17 protein-coding genes are annotated in these 18,575 nt (G+C 70.7%); 14 read left to right on the top strand and 3 right to left on the bottom strand.

Going from position 1 to position 18,575, the window contains the following annotated elements; genetic code table 11:
- Genes FK219_RS06195 through cofC form a run of 3 tightly spaced genes read left to right on the top strand, consistent with a single transcriptional unit; the run spans position 1 to position 4,190 of the window.
- Positions 1-1,281, top strand: coding sequence for a DUF58 domain-containing protein (locus FK219_RS06195; RefSeq protein ID WP_152582395.1), 1,281 nt, complete (start codon positions 1-3; stop codon positions 1,279-1,281).
- Entirely contained in the window at positions 1,274-3,580 is a 2,307-nt protein-coding gene (locus FK219_RS06190) for a transglutaminase family protein (RefSeq protein ID WP_152582394.1), read from the top strand. The genes FK219_RS06195 and FK219_RS06190 overlap by 8 nt, the downstream gene beginning before the upstream one ends.
- Positions 3,581-3,590: 10 nt before the next feature.
- Complete coding sequence (cofC, locus tag FK219_RS06185; RefSeq protein ID WP_165638066.1) at positions 3,591-4,190, top strand: 2-phospho-L-lactate guanylyltransferase; 600 nt, start codon at positions 3,591-3,593, stop codon at positions 4,188-4,190.
- Here cofC and FK219_RS06180 read toward each other — a convergent pair.
- The 3 genes from FK219_RS06180 to cofD all read right to left on the bottom strand — a co-directional run bounded on the left by FK219_RS06180 (position 4,174) and on the right by cofD (position 8,265).
- A complete protein-coding gene (locus tag FK219_RS06180) occupies positions 4,174-4,443 on the bottom strand; it encodes a hypothetical protein (RefSeq protein ID WP_152582392.1) in 270 nt (89 codons plus the stop codon). The genes cofC and FK219_RS06180 overlap by 17 nt on opposite strands.
- Positions 4,444-4,587: 144 nt before the next feature.
- Positions 4,588-7,227, bottom strand: a complete 2,640-nt coding sequence (locus tag FK219_RS06175) for a bifunctional FO biosynthesis protein CofGH (RefSeq protein WP_152582391.1) — start codon at positions 7,225-7,227, stop codon at positions 4,588-4,590.
- A 51-nt stretch (positions 7,228-7,278) separates the two neighbouring features.
- A complete protein-coding gene (cofD, locus tag FK219_RS06170) occupies positions 7,279-8,265 on the bottom strand; it encodes a 2-phospho-L-lactate transferase (RefSeq protein WP_152582390.1) in 987 nt (328 codons plus the stop codon).
- A gap of 161 nt (positions 8,266-8,426) precedes the next feature.
- On the opposite strand from cofD, the gene FK219_RS06165 reads away from it, so the two are divergent.
- From FK219_RS06165 to rnc, 11 genes are all read left to right on the top strand, one after another.
- On the top strand, positions 8,427-9,275 hold the full coding sequence (locus tag FK219_RS06165; RefSeq protein WP_152582389.1) for a nitrilase-related carbon-nitrogen hydrolase: 849 nt from the start codon (positions 8,427-8,429) through the stop codon (positions 9,273-9,275).
- Entirely contained in the window at positions 9,272-10,735 is a 1,464-nt protein-coding gene (hydA, locus tag FK219_RS06160; RefSeq protein WP_152582388.1) for a dihydropyrimidinase, read from the top strand. Before FK219_RS06165 ends, hydA begins: the two co-directional genes overlap by 4 nt.
- 29 nt (positions 10,736-10,764) lie before the next feature.
- Positions 10,765-11,781, top strand: a complete 1,017-nt coding sequence (locus FK219_RS06155) for a TIGR03842 family LLM class F420-dependent oxidoreductase (RefSeq protein WP_152582387.1) — start codon at positions 10,765-10,767, stop codon at positions 11,779-11,781.
- Complete coding sequence (locus FK219_RS06150) at positions 11,778-12,713, top strand: ABC transporter permease (protein WP_235923790.1); 936 nt, start codon at positions 11,778-11,780, stop codon at positions 12,711-12,713. The genes FK219_RS06155 and FK219_RS06150 overlap by 4 nt, the downstream gene beginning before the upstream one ends.
- Positions 12,710-13,534: an ABC transporter ATP-binding protein gene (locus FK219_RS06145; RefSeq protein ID WP_152582386.1), complete on the top strand. Its 825-nt coding sequence runs from the start codon at positions 12,710-12,712 to the stop codon at positions 13,532-13,534. Before FK219_RS06150 ends, FK219_RS06145 begins: the two co-directional genes overlap by 4 nt.
- Positions 13,531-14,340, top strand: a complete 810-nt coding sequence (locus FK219_RS06140; RefSeq protein ID WP_152582385.1) for an ABC transporter permease — start codon at positions 13,531-13,533, stop codon at positions 14,338-14,340. Before FK219_RS06145 ends, FK219_RS06140 begins: the two co-directional genes overlap by 4 nt.
- A gap of 86 nt (positions 14,341-14,426) precedes the next feature.
- Positions 14,427-15,572, top strand: coding sequence for an ABC transporter substrate-binding protein (locus FK219_RS06135; RefSeq protein WP_407941888.1), 1,146 nt, complete (start codon positions 14,427-14,429; stop codon positions 15,570-15,572).
- A gap of 111 nt (positions 15,573-15,683) precedes the next feature.
- Complete coding sequence (locus FK219_RS06130; protein WP_152582383.1) at positions 15,684-17,051, top strand: aspartate aminotransferase family protein; 1,368 nt, start codon at positions 15,684-15,686, stop codon at positions 17,049-17,051.
- Positions 17,052-17,062: 11 nt separating this feature from the next.
- Positions 17,063-17,593: a YceD family protein gene (locus FK219_RS06125; RefSeq protein WP_152582382.1), complete on the top strand. Its 531-nt coding sequence runs from the start codon at positions 17,063-17,065 to the stop codon at positions 17,591-17,593.
- A gap of 48 nt (positions 17,594-17,641) precedes the next feature.
- On the top strand, positions 17,642-17,845 hold the full coding sequence (rpmF, locus tag FK219_RS06120; protein ID WP_152582381.1) for a 50S ribosomal protein L32: 204 nt from the start codon (positions 17,642-17,644) through the stop codon (positions 17,843-17,845).
- 14 nt (positions 17,846-17,859) lie between these two features.
- Entirely contained in the window at positions 17,860-18,573 is a 714-nt protein-coding gene (gene rnc, locus FK219_RS06115) for a ribonuclease III (RefSeq protein WP_152582380.1), read from the top strand.
- The last annotated feature ends 2 nt before the right edge of the window (positions 18,574-18,575 follow it).

Genomic DNA, 18,575 nt, shown 5'->3' with positions numbered 1-18,575 from the left:
GTGCCGCGGCTGACCGCGCGAGGCGGGATCTTTCTCGTCGTCGGCGTCGGCTTGCTCGTGCTCGCCTACGCGGTGGAGCGACCAGAACTGCTGCCGGTCGGGGCGCTCGCCGTGGCCGCTCCGCTCCTCGGACTGCTCGTGGTGGCGAGCACGCGGCCGAGCGTGCAGGTGTCCCGCCGCTTCGAGCCGCCCGTCGCCGTGCAGGACGAGGTCGTGCGGGTGACGACCACCGTCGCGGGTCGTGCCCGCGCTGCCGAGTGGATCGAGCGCGTGCCCATGGGGCCCGGCTTCGCGGGGCCCGGGCGTCTCGCTGACGTGCGTCTCACGCGCCCCGCCGAGTTCGGCTACCGCTACTGGCCCGAGCGACGCGGTCTCGTGGAGGTCGGGCCGCTCCTCATCGAGGATCACGACCCCTTTGCGCTCGCCGTGCGGGTGACCGACACGAAAACGGTCACGACGCAGCTCGTGCTGCCCGCCGTCGTGCGCCTGCCGACGGGCCCCGTGCCGGCTCCCGCGAGCGACACCGGCGCTCGCAGCGCGCGGTCCCGCGAGCGCAGCGACGACGATGTGGTCACCCGCGAGTACCGGCAGGGCGATGCCCTGCGGCGCGTCCACTGGCGGGTGACCGCGCGACAGGGCGAGCTCATGGTGCGGCAGGACGAGCTGCAGGCCGGGCCGCGCAGTCGCCTGCTCGTCGACACCCAGCGCAGCGGCTACCCCGACGCCACGGGTCGACGCGAGGCCTCGAGCGCACTGTTCGAGTGGGCGGTGCGCTTCGCCGCCTCCGTGGCGGTGCACCTGGACGAGCGCGGGTACGCGGTCGACCTCGTCACGCCCACGGCGCTCCCCGACGATGCCCCTCACGCCGATGGCCCGGCGGGGGTCGCTCTCGGCGAGCTCGCTCTGCTCGAGCTCGGCCGCGACGACCCGCACCGGGAGGCCCCCGCGGGGGCGGGCGCTCTGCCGGTCGTCGCGATCGCCTCGCGCCCCGACGCGGCAACGGTGCGCTGGATGCTCGCCCACCGCACCGCGTCCGCCTCAGCACCCGCTCTCGCGGTGCTCGTCGACGATGACCCGAGTCTGCTTCTTCCGAGCGCCGTGCGGGTGCCCACGAGCGTGGCCGGGCAGGACGGGAACAGGGAGGTCGAAACTGCGGAGGAGACTTTCGCCCGGGCCGGCTGGACCGTCGTGCGCGTGCCGACATCCGCGACGCCCGTCGAGGCGTGGTTTGCTCTCGCTGGCGATCGCGTCGTGCCGGAGGTCGAGGTGCGCCGTGCGTGAGACCCACCGCGTGCGCACGTCTGCCGACCCGCGCTCTCGCACGGGCGCGGGCTTCGCCCTCTCAGCCGCGGTCCTCCTCGCGGTCGGTGCGGCACTCACCTCGTTCTCGGTCGTGCTCGACGAGGGCGGGTGGCTGCTCTCGGCGCTCGTGACGGTGGCCGCGGTGATCGCCGCGGGAGCGCTCGTGCGGTATCGCGTGCGCGTCTGGCGACCGCTGTGGTCGGTGCTCGGGGCGGCGACCGCGGGCGTCGTGAGCCTGCAGCTGCAGTTCGCCGCAGACACGACGCTGCTCGGCATCGTGCCGCTCGTAGGGACTCTCGAGCGAGCGCAGGAACTCATCCGGGCTGGCGAGGTGTCGATTGCCGAGCAGGCGATCCCCGCCGACGCGGATGCCGGGCTGCGTTTCCTCATCGCCGCCGGTGCGGGGGTCGTCGCCCTGCTGTGCGACGCCGTCGCCACCCTGAGCCGACGCCCCGCTCTCGTCGCGCTGCCTCTGCTGGGCATCCTCGCGATCCCGGTCGTGCTGGCTCCCGGCGCTCTGCCCGTGCTCTCCCTGCTCGCGACCGCGGCGGCGTTCCTGCTCGTGCTCGCCCTGCACCGCCCGGCTGTCAACGGCGGGTCCGCGGGTGTTCGCCGAGCACTCCTGGTCGGGGCGAGCGTGCTCGTCGCGGCCGTCGTCGTGCCACCCGCATTGCCGCCCGTCGTCGCCGGTGCGGTCGTGCCCGGTGGGGGGATCGCCGGGCTCTCGACCGGCATCAACCCGGTGCTCGAGCTGGGCGACGATCTGCGACGCCCGACCGCCGTGACGGTGCTGCGCTACTCGACCGACCAGAGCGCCGGGCTCTACTTGACGCTCGCGCACCTCGACGAGTTCGACGGCCAGACGGTGCAGCCCGTGGCGGCAGGAGAGCCGCGCGCGCTCGGCGAGATCGGCCCTCCGGCCTGGCTCGGGGCGGCGGTGGAGCGCACGGAGGTCTCCACGCGCATCCAGCTCGAGAGCGTGCGTACGCGGTGGGTGCCCCTGCCGAGCGCGCCCGTCTCGCTCGCGGGTCTCGCCGGGGAGTGGCTCGTGGCGCCCGATGGCGTCACCGTCCAGTCGAGCGAGGGCGTCTTGCGCGAGGGCGCCTACACGGTGCAGAGCCTCGACGCCCGGCCGACCGTCGCGCAGCTCGAGGCCGCGGGAGCCGATCAGGCGGGCCTCGAGTCCTATCGCGCCGTGCCCGACGTGGACCCGGCGATCGCGGCGACCGCTCGCGAGGTGGTCGATGCCGCCGGTGCGACGTCTCCCTACTCCCAAGCGCTCGCGCTCCAGCGCTCCTTCACGGGCGGCGACTTCGTGTACTCGGAGGACGCGCCCGTGGAGGGCGGCTACGACGGCTCCGGCGCCGACATCGTCGCCACGTTCCTGGAGGTGCGCGCGGGCTACTGCGTGCATTTCGCGAGCGCCATGACGCTCATGGCCCGCACGCTCGACATCCCCGCCCGCATCGCGGTGGGCTTCCAGCCGGGCGATGAGAACCCGAGCGTGCCGGGCGAGTTCGTGGTGAGCTCGAACGACCTGCACGCCTGGCCCGAACTGCACTTCGACGGGATCGGCTGGGTGCGCTTCGAGCCGACGCCGTCGCGCGGCGAGACCCCCGGCTACGCGGACCCGACGGCCGCTGTCGCGGGCGACGAGGCCGGGGAGCCCGACGATGCGCCGACCGAGCCCGAGGAGCCCGCGAGCGGCGAGGAGGAGACAGACGCCGCGGAGGGCACCGACGATGATCCCACCGGCATTCCCGATCTCATCGATGGCGGCAATGACGGTCAGGAGACCGGTGCGACGGGCGCGCGATTCGCTCTGGATGCTCGGGCTCTCGCCCTCGCCGCCCTCGCGCTGCTCGCGCTCGCGCTCGTCACTCCCGGCGTCTGGCGCGTCGTGCGGCGTGCGCGTCGGCGACGCTCGCGCAACCCTGTCGAGCGCTGGCGCGAGGTGCGCGACACCGCGCGCGACCTGGGGCTCCCGGCCGAGCCGACCCGTACGCCGCGGGCGCTCGCCGCACGGTGGGCCGCGGTCGCCGGCCTCGACGCCGACCTCGCTGCCGTGCTCGACGCGGTCGAGGAGCGCGCGTTCGCGGGGCGGAGGTCGGTGCCCGAGGCCGAGCCGCCCGAGGTCGGCGCAGTGCTGCGCGGGCTGCGTGACGCGGTGCCGTGGTGGCGGCGCGCTGTCGCGGTCGTGGCACCGCTCTCGCTCCTGGATCGTGCGAGTCTCGAGCAGACCGAGCCGCGGCCGACTCCCGTGGTCACACGACTCTAGGCTGGAGGTCGTGCCCGCACTCGTCTCCCTCGTCATCCCGGTGAAGGGCGGGCCGGGTGCCAAGAGCCGTCTCATCGGTGACGCCGCGCAGCGCGCAGCGCTCGCGAGTGCGATCGCCCTGGACACCGTGGAGGCCGCGCGCGCGGCCAGTGCGGTCGGTGAGCTCGTGGTCGTGGGCGGCCTTCCCGTGCAGCTGCCGGGTGTGCGGGTCGTCGACGATCCGGGCGGGGGGCTGCTCGCGGCCGTCGAGGCTGGGCTCGCCGTTCTCGACCCCGACCTGCCGACAGCGGTGCTGCTCGGCGACCTGCCGGCACTGCAGCCCGACGAGCTCTCGCGGGCCTTCGCGGTGGCGGTCGGGCATGATCGGGCGTTCGTGCCGGATGCCGAGGGCACGGGCACGACGCTCATCGTCGCGCGCGCCGGGGTGCCTCACGCGGCGCGGTTCGGTGCGGCGTCCGCCGCGCGGCACCGCGGGGAGGGCTACGTCGAGCTCGAGCTGCCGCCGCTCAGCGGGTTGCGCCGTGACATCGACACGCGCGAGCAGCTGGAGGCCGCGGCATCCCTCGTTCTGGGAGCCCGGACGCGGGCGTTGCTCAGCCGGACCGCATGAGGTCGTCGGGGGTGAGCACGATCGTGCCGCGAGGGTTCCAGTCGGTCGCGTACTCGCACTCCCAGGCGAGCCCGCCGCGCCAGATCGAGGTGACCGTGTGGGTTCCGTCGTCTCCGACGAGGGCCGCGCACGTGGCGTCGGCGCGCTCGGCGAGCAGGTTCCAGATGAGCACGGTCGAGGCGTAGAGCGCGACGGCGATGCCCACGGCGAGCAGAACGCCGATGAGGCTGTTCATCCACGGCGACAGGGCCACGGAACCTCCCCTCGGGTGCGTGGTCGGGCGTCGGTCGGTCTCTCACGGTAGACAGTGCAGTCCATAGTGAAACACGCGCAACCCTCATTCTCCGCATTGTGTCGGAGTGTGAAGGGTCTTCACCCGCGAAGTGGGGGTGGGTGCTCAGGCGCCTTCGCGCACCTCGGCGATGCTGAGCGCGAGGCGGCGGCCTGTCGCCGCGTAGCCCGACTCGCGGTGAGCGCGTGCGGTGGCGACGCGTTCGGCGGTGGGTTCGCCGTAGGTGGTCGTGCGCTGCCAGGCCGTGCGGCCAATGCCGCTGACGAGGTCTTCGAGCTCGGCGACGGTCTTCTCGGATCCGTTGTCGGCACCCGCCATGCGGCTGATGGTCTCCTCCATGAGGGTGCCGCCGACGTCGTCGGCGCCGCCGCGCAGCATGAGCTGGGTGCCCTCGGTGCCGAGCTTGACCCACGAGGTCTGGATGTGGTCGATGCGCCCGTGCAGCATGAGGCGCGCGACGGCGTGCACGGCTCGGTTCTCCTGCGCCGTGGGGCCGGGGCGGGCGACGCCGGCGAGGTACACGGGCGAGTTGGCGTGCACGAAGGGCAGGAGCACGAACTCGGTGAATCCGCCCGTGTCGTCCTGCACGCGGGCGAGGGTGCGCAGGTGGCCGACCCAGTGGCTGGGGTTGTCGACGTGCCCGTACATCATGGTGCTGCTGGAGCGGATGCCGAGCCGGTGCGCGGTGGAGACGATCTCGATCCACTCGGCGGTGGGGAGCTTGCCCTTCGTGAGCACCCAGCGCACCTCGTCGTCGAGGATCTCGGCGGCGGTGCCGGGAATCGTGTCGAGCCCGGCCTCCTTCGCGGCGGTGAGGAATGCGGCGAACGAGAGTCCGGTGCGGGCGGCGCCGTTGACGATCTCCATGGGGCTGAACGCGTGCAGGTGCATCTCCGGCTGACGAGCTGTGACCTCGCGTGCGAGGTCGAAGTAGGCGGTGCCGGGCAGGTCGGGGTGAATGCCGCCCTGCATGCAGATCTCGGTGGCACCGAGGTTCCAGGCCTCGTCGACGCGGTCGCCGACCTGGCGCATGGAGAGGGTGAAGGCGTCGGCGTCGGTGCGGCGCTGCGCGAAGGCGCAGAAGCGGCAGCCGGTGTAGCAGACGTTGGTGAAGTTGATGTTGCGATTGACGACGTAGCCGACGCGGTCGCCCACTGTGTCGGCTCGCACGCGGTCGGCGAGGTCGGCGAGCGCGTCGAGGTCGGGCCCGTCCGCCTCGAGCAGGGCCAGGTAGTCGGCATCACTGAGCCCGGCGGGGGCATCTTCGGCGCGGCGCAGGATGGCGCGCACGCCGTCGCTCACGGCGGGAGCGTGCGCGGATGCGCTGGTCGGCCTCGTCGTATCGCCGACGGTCTCGCGCAGCTCGGCCCAGTCGCCGTAGACGTCGTCGAAGTCGCTGCGCGCGGTCGTGCGGCGGCCCTCGGTGTCGATGGCGGTGTGCAGGTCGGTACGGCCGGTGCCGGCGTTGCTCGCCCAGTCGGGGTCGGGTTCCTGCCACGGGATACCCTGCGGCAGCCTCCCTTCGACGGCGAGCCCGTCGTCCCCGGCGAGCGCCCGCACGTGCGGCACGATGCGCGGATCGAGCCAGGGTTCTTCGGCGCGCACGTAGTGGGGGTGGGCTGTGAGGCGCTCGCGCAGCGTGTAGCCGCCCTCCGCGGTGAGGCGGGCGAGTTCGTCGAGCTGCGGCCAGGGTCGCTCGGGGTTGACGTGGTCGGGGGTGAGCGGGCTCACGCCGCCCCAGTCGTCGATGCCAGCGCGAATGAGGAGGTGCAGCTCTTCGGCGTCGGTGAGGTTGGGCGGTACCTGGAGGCGTGCGCCGGGACCGAGCACGAGTCGGCTGACGGCGACGGCGGCGATGTACTCCTGCAGCTCGAGGTCGTCGGCGGCGCGCATGGCGGTGCGCGGCTTGGCGCGGAAGTTCTGGATGATGACCTCTTGCACGTGCCCGTGCCGTCGGGCGCTCGCGCGGATGGCGAACATTCCGTCGACGCGCTCGGCGTAGGTCTCGCCGATGCCGAGCAGCAGGCCGGTCGTGAAGGGGATGGCGCTGCGGCCGGCGTCTTCGAGCACGCGCAGGCGCAGCTCGGGGTCCTTGTCGGGGGAGCCGAAATGGGCGAGGCCGCGCGTCTCGTAGAGGCGCCGGCTCGTGGTCTCGAGCATCATGCCCATGCTGGGTGCGACGGGCTTGAGGCGCTGCAGCTCTTGCCAGGTCATGACGCCGGGGTTGAGGTGGGGCAGGAGCCCGGTCTCCTCAAGCACGCGGATGGCGACGGAGCGCAGGTAGTCGATCGTCGAGTCGTAGCCGTGGGCGTCGAGCCACTCGCGCGCGGCGGGCCAGCGGTCTTCCGGCCGATCGCCGAGGGTGAAGAGGGCTTCCTTGCAGCCGAGCGCGGCACCCTGCCGAGCGATCTCGAGCACCTCGTCGGGGGAGAGAAACGGCGCCTTGCCCTGCGCCTCGAGCTGGTTCGGGGTCTGCACGAAGACGCAGTAGTGGCAGCGGTCGCGGCACAGGTGGGTGAGGGGGATGAAGACTTTGCGCGAGTAGGTGATGACGCCGGGGCGGCCCGCTCGTTCGAGACCGGCATCCCGCACCCGGCTTGCGACGGTCAGGAGCCGGTCGAGGTCGTCGCCGCGCGCGTGCAGGAGCGTCTCGGCCTCCGTGGCATCCAGACTCACGCCAGAGTCGGCGCGCTTGAGCGCGCGGGACAGCGCCGAGGCCGTGGGGGTGAAGTCGAACGCAGTCACAGTCCGCACAGCCTACGCCCGCAAACCTGCTCCCTCTCGCGCCAAAGAGGCTCAGGGGCGCAAGGCCAGAGCGAGGTCGAGCGCCTCGGCGGCGAGAGCCGCCGAGGTGTCGAGGTCGCGCATCCACAGCGGCACGGCGCGTGCCGCGAACCCCTCAGACTCGAGCGCGTCGACCGCCGTTGCGTCCTCGAGCCCCACGAGCCAGCCGTCGAGCAGACCGCCGTCCCGGCGCAGACCGTAGTGGCGGGCGACAGCGGCCGCATCCGTCTGCACCCCGATCGCCGAGAGGCACGCCTCCGCCATGCCGCGCACGGATGACCCGCCGATGATCGGGGAGACCCCCACGATCGGCGCGGCCTCCGCCGTGAGGGCCTCCACCATGCCGGGCACGGCGAGCACGGTGCCGATCGACACCACGGGGTTGGACGGGGCGATGAGGATCGTGTCGCAGTCGAGCAGGGCATCCAGAACGCCGGGGGACGGCACCGCGCGCTCGATGCCGTGCTGCACGAAGCGCGCGGCGGGCAGGGCGGCGCGGTAGCGCGTCCACCACTCCTGGAAGTGCAGCTCGCGCACCTCACCAGCCGAGTCGCCCGCGAGCTGCACGTGCGTGTCGACCTCCTCGTCGGTCGCGGGGTGCAGCGTCACGCCGAGCGGCCACCGCTCCTGCAGGCGCCGCGCGACATCTGAGGGCGTGGCACCTGCCCGCTGCCAGGCCGAGCGCGCGATGTGCGTGCCCAGGTCGAGGTCACCGAGCGTGAACCACTCGGGCGCCACGCCGTACGCGTGCAGTTCGGCCGATACGCGCTCGGTCTCCCCGACCCGCCCCCAGCCGCGCTCCTCGTCGTTCTGCCCGCTCAGGGTGTACAGCATCGAGTCGAAGTCGGGCGCGATGCGCAGGCCGGCCAGCCACCAGTCGTCGCCCGTGTTGACGATGACGTCGACCGTCGACCCCGGCCGGTGGCGCTGCACCTCCTCGCGCACGCCGCGCACGAAACGCGCACCCCCGACACCACCGGCGACCACGACGATCCTCATGCCCCCACGCTAGCCGCGCACGACCCTGCTCATCTGCGCGCGTCCGCCTCCAGACGCGCCCTGCGGCCTACCGTGTAACGCATCCGTCATTGGGCGAAACGAGCCGGAAATGCTCGAGGCGCACACTGGCCCCAGTTCGACGAAGAAAAGGGGAAGCACCCATGACCACCATTCGGGCAGCCATCACTCAGACCACCTGGACGGGTGACAAGGAGTCGATGCTCAACAAGCACGAGCAGTTCGCACGCGACGCGGCCGCCGACGGAGCGCAGATCATCTGCTTCCAGGAGCTGTTCTACGGCCCCTACTTCGGCATCACGCAGGATGCGAAGTACTACCGCTACGCCGAGCCCGCCGACGGCCCCATCGTGCAGCGCTTCGCCGCCCTCGCGAAAGAGCTCAGCATGGTCATGATCCTGCCCATCTACGAGGAGGACGGCACCGGCATCTACTACAACACCGCCGTCGTCGTCGACGCCGACGGCACCATCCTCGGCTCGTACCGCAAGCACCACATCCCGCACCTCGACAAGTTCTGGGAGAAGTTCTACTTCCGCCCCGGCAACCTCGGCTACCCCGTCTTCGACACCGCCGTCGGCCGTGTCGGCGTCTACATCTGCTACGACCGGCACTTCCCCGAAGGGTGGCGCGAGCTCGGCCTGAACGGCGCCGAGATGGTCTTCAACCCCAACGCGACCAAGCCAGGGCTCTCCAACCGCCTGTGGGAGATCGAGCAGCCCGCCGCCGCCGTCGCCAACCAGTACTACGTGCTCGCCCCCAACCGCGTCGGCCTCGAAGACAACGAGTACGGCGACGACGCCGTGTTCTTCTACGGCACGAGCCAGGTCGTCGACCCGCAGGGCAACTACGTGGGCGCCCTCGGCTCCTCCGAGCACGAAGAGGTGCTCATCCGCGACCTCGACCTCGACCTCATCCAGACGGTGCGCGACAACTGGCAGTTCTACCGCGATCGTCGGCCCGACTCCTACACGGCGGTGGTGAAGCCATGACGACGACACTCATCACCGGCGGCACCGTCGTGAGCGCGACGGGCCGCGGCCAGGCCGACGTCCTCGTCGACGGCGAGACCATCTTCGCCGTCCTCAGCCCCGGCTCGACCCTGCTCGGCCACGACCTTTCCGGCTCGGTCGACACGGTCATCGATGCGACGGGCAAGTACGTCATCCCCGGCGGCATCGACGCCCACACGCACATGGAGCTGCCGTTCGGCGGCACGGCGGCGATCGACACGTTCGAGACCGGCACGCGCGCCGCCGCCTGGGGCGGCACCACGAGCATCATCGACTTCGCCGTGCAGACGGCCGGCCAGAAGGTCTTCGACGGGCTCGCGGCCTGGCACGAGAAGGCGGCAGGCAACTGCGCGATCGACTACGGGTTCCACCAGATCGTGGGCGGCGTCGACGCCGACGCTCTGGATGCCCTGCCGAAGCTCATCGACGAGGGCATCACGAGCTACAAGATGTTCATGGCGTATCCCGGCGTCTTCTACGCCGACGACGCGCAGATCCTCCGCGCGATGCAGGTCGCCGCCGACACCGGGCTCATGACGATGATGCATGCCGAGAACGGGCCAGCGATCGACGTGCTCGTCGAGCAGCTGCTCGCGCAGGGCAAGACCGACCCGTACTTCCACGGGGTCGCCCGCGCCTGGCAGATGGAGGAGGAGGCGACGCACCGCGCCATCATGCTCGCCAACCTCACGGGAGCGCCCCTCTACGTCGTGCACGTGAGCGCCAAGCAGGCCGTCGAGCAGCTCGCCGCCGCCCGCGACCACGGGCAGAACGTCTTCGGCGAGACGTGCCCGCAGTACCTCTACCTCTCGCTCGAGGAGCAGCTCGGGGCCGTGAGCGAGAAGTACGGCGCCTTCGAGGGCGCCAAGTGGGTGTGCTCGACGCCGCTGCGCTCGAAGGCGGAGGGGCACCAGGACCACATGTGGCAGTCGTTGCGCACCAACGACATCCAGATGGTGTCGACCGACCACTGCCCGTTCTGCATGAAGGACCAGAAGGAGCTCGGGCTCGGCAACTTCTCGAAGATCCCCAACGGCATCGGCTCGGTCGAGCACCGCATGGACCTCATGTACCAGGGGGTCGTCACCGGCCAGATCACGCTCGAGCGCTGGGTCGAGATCACCTCGACCACGCCGGCGCGCATGTTCGGCCTCTACGGCAAGAAGGGTGTCATCGCTCCCGGCGCCGACGCCGACATCGTCGTCTACGACCCGAACGGCCACACGTCGATCGGCATGGACGTCGACGACGACGGCAACCCCACGGGCAAGAAGCACCACATGAACATGGACCACGCCGCGTGGGAGGGCTTCGAGATCGACGGGAAGGTCGACACGGTCATCTCCCGCGGCTCGGTCGTCATCCAGGACGACGCCTACCACGGGCGGGCCGGCCATGGGCAGTACCTGCGCCGCGGCCTGAGCCAGTACCTCGTCTGAGTTCCGGAATACCGAGAGGAAGAGCATCCATGGATTTCGGCGCTGTTCTGCAGACCAACCCGCCCGCCAGCCGCACGGTGCACCTCGCCAAGCTCGCCGAGCAGTACGGGTTCAGTCACGTGTGGACCTTCGACAGCCACATCCTGTGGCAGGAGCCCTACGTGATCTACTCGGCGATCCTGGCCGAGACGAACCGCATCACGGTCGGCCCGTTCGTCACGAACCCCGCGACGCGCGACTGGACGGTCACGGCGAGCGTCTTCGCGACGCTCAACGAGATGTACGGCAATCGCACGGCGTGCGGAATCGGTCGAGGCGACTCCGCCGTGCGCGTCACGAACGGCAAGCCCACCACGCTGGCCGAGCTGCGTGAGTCGATCCACGTCATCCGCGAGCTCGGCAACTCGCGGCCCGTGGAGTACAACGGCTCGACGCTGCAGTTGCCGTGGAGCCACGGCAGCGAGCTCGAGGTCTGGGTGGCGGCGTACGGGCCGTTGGCGCTGAAGCTCACGGGCGAAGTCGGCGACGGCTTCATCCTGCAGCTCGCCGACCTCGACATCGCGAAGTGGATGATCGAGTCGGTGCGCACCGCTGCCGACAACGCCGGCCGCGACCCCTACTCGGTGAAGTTCTGCGCGGCCGCTCCCATGTACATCGGGGACGACTGGGATCACATGCGCAACCAGGTGCGCTGGTTCGGCGGCATGGTCGGCAACCACGTCGCCGACATCGTCGCCAAGCACGGGGCAGGGTCGACCGTGCCCACCGCACTCACCGACTACATCGCGGGCCGCGAGAGCTACGACTACAACTCGCACGGCAAGGCGGGCAACGACCACGTCGACTTCGTGCCCGACGAGATCGTGGACCGCTTCTGCGTGCTCGGCACCGCGAAGGAGCACATCGAGAAGCTCGAGGCTCTGCGCGAGCTCGGTGTCGACCAGTTCGCGGGCTACCTCCAGCACGACAACAAGGAGGAGACGCTGCGCGTCTACGGCGAGCACGTGATCCCGGCGGTGAACGGCTCCAAACAGGCCAAGGTATGATGCAGGCCGCCACCGTCGCACGTGCGCCCTCGCGACGCACGCGCACGGCGCCCCCGGCCTCACGGGCGCGTGCTCGCGCGTGGGGCTTCGGGGCGCTCGGGCTTGCCGCGCTCGCCGCGCTCTGGGAGCTCTACAAGCTCCTCGGGCCGGCCGACGGCCTCGTGATCGGCGAGGTGCGCGTGCTGCCGCGCACGAGCGACCTCGCCATGCCGCACATCTGGGAGACCGCCGGCCGCCTGTTCGAGCCCGTGACGCGGGCCGAGGGCGCGCGCGTGCTGTGGCTCGAGGTCGCGATCGCGGCAAGTCTCACGCTCGGCATCGCGGCGGCAGGGTGGATCGTCGGCGTCACGGTCGGACTGCTGCTCGCCCTCGTCATGCAGCGCTGGCGCCTCGCCGAGTCGGCCGCTCTGCCGTGGATCATCCTCAGCCAGACGGTGCCGCTCATCGCCTTCGCCCCCGTCGTCAAGAGCTGGGGGTCGCGCATCGAGATCGGTGCCTTCGAGTGGCAGGACTGGATGTCGGTGGCCGTCATCGCGAGCTACCTCGCGTTCTTCCCGGTGGCTGTCGGCGCCCTCAAGGGGTTCCAGTCGCCCGACCGACTGCACCTTGAGCTCATGCGCAGCTACTCGGTCGGCTGGTGGCAGACGATGCGCTACCTGCGCATACCGGCCGCCGTGCCGTACCTCCTGCCGGCACTGCGTCTCGCTGCAGCGAACGCCGTCGTCGGCGCCGTCGTGGCCGAGGTCTCGACGGGACTGCAGGGCGGCATCGGGCGCCTCGTCATCCAGTACGCCGGCCAGGCGAGCGGCGACCCCGCCAAGGCCTGGGCGCCGATCCTCGGCGCGATCGCGCTCGGGCTCATCGCCGCCGGATCGGTCGCGCTCATGGGCGCTCTCGCCCGCAACTATCGACGCACAGAGGACGCATCATGACCGAGTCAGTGATCACCACCGACGCCGTGACCGTGACGGCCGTCGACAAGGTCTTCGAGGCGGCGGCTGGGCAGGTCGTCGCGCTCTCCGGCATCGATCTCGTGGTCGAGCCGGGCGAGTTCGTCTCGCTCATCGGCCCCTCCGGCTGCGGCAAGAGCACCCTGCTGCGGCTCATCGCCGACCTCGACACCCCGTCGAGCGGTTCAGTGGAGGTGTTCGGCACGAGTGCTCATCAGGCGCGCGTCGACCAGAAGTACGGCATCGCCTTCCAGCAGGCAGGGCTGCTGCCCTGGCGCTCGGTCGCCGCGAACATCGCCTTGCCCCTGGAGCTGCACGGCTCGAGCAGCGTCGAGACGCGCGAGAGGGTCGCCGAGCTCATCGCGCTCGTCGGCCTCGACGACTTCGGCGACCGCTACCCCGACGAGCTCTCGGGCGGCATGCAGCAGCGCGTGGCGATCGCCCGCGCCCTCGCGAAGAAGCCCGAGCTGCTGCTCATGGATGAGCCCTTCGGTGCCCTCGACGAGATGACGCGCGAGTACATGCAGACGGAGCTGCTGCGCATCAGTGCCGAGACGGGTGCCGCCGTGGTGTTCGTCACGCACTCGATCCCCGAGGCGGTCTACCTGAGCGATCGCGTCGTCGTCATGTCGCCACGCCCGGGCCGTATCGCTGCGGTCGTGCCGATGGCACTCGGCAGCACCGCGAGTCGCGCCGACGACCTGCGCGAAGACGGCGCGTTCTTCGAGATGATCACGGCCGTGCGCGAGGCACTGCACGGGGGAGCGCCGGCGTCGAGTGCCCGAGGCGTGGAGAACCGATGACGGGCGCGGCCACGATCGCACCGCCACGTGGGCGGCCCCCGGGGGCCGCGTGGGGCTCCGGGGGGACGGCGCGGGCGGTCGCCCCGATCGTGCTCGGGGTGAGCGTCGTCGCCGTGTGGCAGCTCATCGCGGGCAGCGGACTCGTCGAGGCGTACCTGCTGCCGAGCCCGGCCGCGATCGGAGCCGAGATCGTCGAGTTCTGGCCGTCGATGGTGAGTGCGGGCGCGATCACGGGCCTCAACGCCCTCGTCGGCCTCGTCGCGGGCACCCTCATCGGCATCATTTCGGCGCTCGTCGCGTCGACGCGCCGATCCCTCGACGGGATGCTCGCTCCCATCGTCGCTGCGCTCGCAGTCATCCCTATCGTCGCGCTCGCCCCGGTCCTCAACACGATGTTCGGCGCCGACTCGCAGACCGGCCGCCAGCTCATCGCGGCGCTCGCCGCCTTCGTGCCGGTCTTCCTGAACACCGCGCGGGGTCTGCGGCAGACGCAGCCCGTGCACCGCGACCTCATGCGCAGCTACGCCGCGAGTAATGCGCAGATCATGCGCACCATCACTCTGCGCACGGCGGCGCCCTTCACCTTCACGGGCATCCGCCTCGCCTCCTCGCTCGCCGTCATCTCGGCCCTCGTCGCCGAGTACTTTGGCGGCCCGCGCGGCGGCCTCGGCGGCCTCATCTCCACCTCGGCGGCCTCGAGCGCGTACCCGCGCGCGTGGGCCTATGTGGTCGCCGCGATCATCCTCGGGCTGGCGTTCTCGCTCGTCGCCTCGGGGCTCGAACGACTGGTCTCTCGTCGACGGTGACGTGACCACACGAGGTCCCCGACACGCTCGGGGCCGACCCTGCACCACACCAGCACCGTCGAGAACACGAAAGGACACAGCACATGATGAACAACCGCCATCGTCGCCTCGCGACGTTCAGCGCGCTCGGCCTCAGCGCCGCGCTCGTGCTCACCGCCTGCGCCACGACCGAGGAGGCCCCGGAGGCTGACTCGGGCGAGGAGCTCACGCCGGTCACGCTGCAGCTGCAGTGGCTGCCTCAGGGCCAGTTCGCGGGCTACTTCGCCGCGCAGGAGCAGGGCTATTTCGAGGAGGCCGGGCTCGATGTCGAGATCATCCCGTCGGGTGGTGACATCGTGCCGCAGGACGCTCTCGCCAACGGCGACGTCGACTACGCGATCGCCTGGGTGCCCAAGGTGCTCGGCTCGATCGAGGCCGGCGCGAACGTCACCAACATCGCGCAGATCTTCCAGCGCTCCGGCACCCTCCAGGTTGCGTGGGCCGACGGAGACATCTCCTCGGTCGCCGACTTCGAGGGCAAGAAGATCGGCTCGTGGGGGTTCGGCAACGAGTGGGAGATCTTCGCGGCCATGGCCGAGGAGGGCCTCGACGCCTCCACGGTCGAGATCATCACGCAGGACTTCAACATGAACGCGTTCCTCGCGGGAGACATCGACGCCGCCCAGGCGATGACCTACAACGAGTACGCGCAGCTGCTCGAGGCGGTCGACCCCGAGACCGGTGAGCTCTACACGGCCGACGACTTCACGGTCATCAGCTACGAGGACACCGTGGGTGCCATGCTGCAGGACGCGATCTGGGCCGACACCGAGCGGCTCGAGAGCGATGCCGACTACCAGGAGACGACCGTCGCATTCCTCAAGGCCGTCATCAAGGGCTGGATCTTCGCGGCCGAGAGCCCCGAGGAGGCGGCGCAGATCACGATCGACGCGGGCTCCGGCTGGGGCCCCAGCCACGAGCTGTGGATGGTGAACGAGACCAACAAGCTCATCTGGCCGGCCCCGAACGGCATCGGCTACATCGATGAGGCCGCCTTCGACGCGACCGTCGCGGCGGCCCTGAGCGCCGTCAACGAGTCGGGCGCGAGCCTCATCACCGAGGAGCCGCCGGCGAGCGCGTGGACCAACGAGTACATCGAGCAGGCGCTCGCCGAGCTCGAGGCCGAAGGGTTCGACATCACGGGTGACAGCTTCACGCCCATCGAGGTCGAGCTGCTCGAGGGCGGCAACTAGCCGCCTCACGGTTCGAAGCCGGGCTCGCGCGAGTGCGCGGCCCGGCTTCGGGCATCCCGGGAGGATAATGATCTCGCCACCGTCACCGCCGACATCAAGGAATCGATAGCCATGACCGACACCCAGACCCGGTCACACTCTGTTGCACCCGCCCTCGACCCCGCCGACGGCGCTCGCGCCCTCGCGCTCGACAAGCAGTACGTCTTCCACTCGTGGAGCGCCCAGGCCGCCCTGCAGCCGCTCGTGGTGGCTGGTGCTGCCGGGTGTGAGGTCTGGGACTACGACGGCACCAGGTGGCTCGACTTCTCGTGCCAGCTCGTCAACACCAACATCGGGCACTCGCACCCTCGGGTCGTCGAGGCGATCCAGCGCCAGGCGGCCGAGCTCGCGACGGTCGCCCCGTCGACCGCGAACCTTGCCCGCGGCGAGGCGGCGAAGCGCATCGTCGAGCGCGCGGGCGAGGGCTTCGCGAAGGTCTTCTTCACGAACGGCGGTGCCGACGCGATCGAGAACGCGATCCGGATGGCGCGCCTCACGACCGGCCGCGACAAAGTGCTCTCCACCTACCGCAGCTACCACGGCAACACGGGTTCGGCGATCGTCGCGACGGGCGACTGGCGGCGCATGCCCAACGAGTACGCGACCGGCCACGTGCACTTCTTCGGCCCCTTCCTGTACCGCAGCGAGTTCCATTCCGAGACTCCGGAGCAGGAAACCGAGCGCGCCCTGCAGCACCTTCGCCGCACGATCCAGGCCGAAGGCCCCGGCACGATCGCCGCGATCCTGCTCGAGAGCGTTCCCGGTACCGCTGGCGTTCTCCTGCCTCCGCCCGGCTACCTCGAGGGCGTGCGCGCGCTCGCCGACGAGTACGGCATCATGTGGATCGCCGACGAGGTCATGGCGGGCTTCGGCCGCACGGGCGACTGGTTCGCCTGGCAGAGCGAGGCGCTCAACCCGTCGCGCGCGACCCCCGACCTCATCGCTTTCGCGAAGGGCGTCAACTCTGGCTACGTGCCTGCGGGCGGCGTCATCATGTCGCCGCGCGTCGCCGCCGAGTTCGACGAGCGCGTGTTCCCCGGCGGCCTCACCTACTCGGGTCACCCCCTCGCGATGGCCTCCATCGTCGCCTCGATCGATGCCATGACCGAGGAGGGCATCATCGAGAATGCCGCGATGATCGGCGCCGACCACCTCGGCCCCGGCCTGCGGGCGCTCGCCGAGAAGCACCCCATGATCGGTGAGGTGCGGGGGCTCGGCGTGTTCTGGGCGCTCGACCTCGTGACCGACGCGGGCACGCGCGAGCCTGTCGGCCCCGCCGTGATCGGGGCGCTCAAGAAAGAGCTGCTCGCGCGCGGAGTCATTCCGTTCGCGGCCGACAACCGCATTCACGTCGTGCCCCCGTGCATCGTGACCCCCGAGCAGGTCGCCACCGCGCTCGAGGCCTACGACGCGGCCTTCACGGCGGTCGCGACCGCGTAGACTCGGGCGCCATGCCTGCTGACCAGTCCCCCTACCGCGTCAACGTTCGCGACCTCGTGCACCGCCCCGGCGAGATGCGCGAGAAGACGCTGTCGTTCGCCGTACCCGAGCAATTGGGCGCGGCCGCGATGGTGGTGAAGCAGGGCGCGCCGCTCGAGCTCGACCTGCGTCTCGAGGGCCTCCACGACGGAATTCTCGTGTCGGCCGACGTGCGCACGGTCGCCTCGGGGGAGTGCGTGCGCTGCCTCGACCCGGTCACCGAGCCGCTCGAACTCGAATTCCAGGAGCTTTTCGCGTATTCTCCTGAGGACGCTGTCGACTACACGGTTCACGATGATCACGTGGATTGTGAACCTGTGGTTCGGGATGCGGTGGTGCTCGCACTACCGTTCCAACCGGTCTGTCGTGCTGACTGCCCTGGTCTCGACCCCGAGACCGGCGAGAAGCTGGCCGATCAACCCGAGCGAGAGCCCCGCGACGAGATCGATCCCCGCTGGGCGGCGCTCGAGGGCCTGCTCACCGACGACGACACCCCGCACTGACCTCGTAGCGCGTGCACGCGCTGCGACACGAGAGAGAGAAGACACACCATGGCTGTTCCCAAGCGGAAGAAGTCCCGCTCCAACACCCACTCGCGCCGCTCGCAGTGGAAGGCGCAGGTCCCCACGCTCGTGAAGACGATCGAGAACGGCAAGGTCGTCTACAGCCTCCCGCACCGCGCCAAGGTCGTCGAAGACTCCGCCGGCACGCCCCTGTACATGGAGTACAAGGGTCGCAAGGTCGCCGACGTCTGAGCGGACGCATCGCGATGACGAGCGAGTCCGCGGGCGCTGCCCCTGACCGTTCGTCACTGTCGCGTGCGCTCGGGCTCACCATCGAGCCCGATCTTCTCGATCTCGCCCTGACCCACCGGTCGTGGGCCTACGAGAACGGCGGCGGGCCGACCAATGAGCGGCTCGAGTTCCTCGGCGACTCGATTCTCGGGCAGGCCGTCACGGTCATGCTCTACACGACCTACCCCGATCTGAGCGAGGGCGACCTCGCCAAGCGGCGTGCCTCCCTGGTGTCCGCCGTCGCGCTCGCCGAAGTCGCCGCGATGATCGACCTCGGGCAGCACGTCAAGCTCGGCAAGGGCGAAGAGCTCACGGGGGGCCGCGACAAGTCGTCGATCCTCGCCGACACGGTCGAGGCGCTCATCGGGGCCGCCTACCTCGACCGCGGCGCCGACGAGGCGACGGCGCTCGTGCTGCGGCTCATCGATCCGCTCCTCGCCGACCCCGACCGCTTCGGCGCCGCCATGGACCCGAAGACCTCCCTGCAGGAGCTCGCCGCACGGCTCGGCATGGGCCTTCCCTCCTACGAGATCAGCGACGTCGGCCCCGACCACTCGAAGGTCTTCACCGCGACCGTCGTCCTCGACGGCACCCCGATCGCCACGGGCGAGGGTACGAGCAAGAAGCACGCCGAGATGGGCGCCGCCCTCGAGGCGTGGACGGTGCTGCAGCAGGGCCGCCGGCACTAGCG

Origin of the sequence: Microcella pacifica (assembly GCF_009371975.2) — a bacterium.
In the GTDB taxonomy this organism is placed as follows: Bacteria; Actinomycetota; Actinomycetes; order Actinomycetales; family Microbacteriaceae; genus Microcella; species Microcella pacifica.
The sequence above is the reverse complement of the archived record's forward strand: the minus strand, read 5'-3'. Positions and strand labels throughout refer to the sequence as shown.